General features: G+C 43.4%; 1 protein-coding gene. It reads left to right on the forward strand.

Annotated elements, in window-relative coordinates:
• Positions 1-153: 153 nt before the first annotated feature.
• A complete protein-coding gene (locus WH277_RS05350; RefSeq protein ID WP_339454876.1) occupies positions 154-507 on the forward strand; it encodes a T6SS amidase immunity protein Tai4 family protein in 354 nt (117 codons plus the stop codon).
• The last annotated feature ends 9 nt before the right edge of the window (positions 508-516 follow it).

A 516-nucleotide genomic window follows, 5' to 3' on the forward strand; every position in this document is an offset into this window, starting at 1 on the left:
CCCGCGACGACTCAGCCCGGGAGTGATTAAAAGGGCCCAGAGAAGGGACATCGTGCTCGTTTTCATGTAATCGACTCTGTATCTGGAAACGCTGTTTAGAATACCCTCAGGACTCAATGGATATAAATTCAACGAAATCAACGGAGTACGGTGATGAATTTTAAAGTAACAGGACTCCTGTTGTTACTCTCTTTTCCTGCTATTTCGCAAGATAATCAACGCGACGTAGAAAAAGATAATTTAGAAAATTTTGCTTTAAGTCAGTGTCTGGCTCAGGGCTTTTCTGACAAGAGTGTAAAAGAAGATGCACTGGCTGCGGTGGGGGCTTACGTTGAACTGGGATCCTATCCCGCTGAAGCTTACGAAGAAGCCACCGACCTTGTTCATCAATTTCTCAACAAGAAATATGTGAGTAAAGAGGGGCATTCAGAGCTTATTGTGATGAAGTGTATTGATTTATCCCGAAGCAATGAGCTGATGGCGATTAAGCAAAAATATGCGCATTAAGCCTTAGCC

This window comes from Erwinia sp. MYb416, assembly GCF_037479575.1.
Classification (GTDB): Bacteria; Pseudomonadota; Gammaproteobacteria; order Enterobacterales; family Enterobacteriaceae; genus Erwinia; species Erwinia rhapontici.

Bases quoted from the DNA above. Each gene is read 5' to 3' on its own strand.
- WH277_RS05350 (WP_339454876.1), top strand. From the start codon at position 154: ATGAATTTTAAAGTAACAGGACTCCTGTTGTTACTCTCTTTTCCTGCT.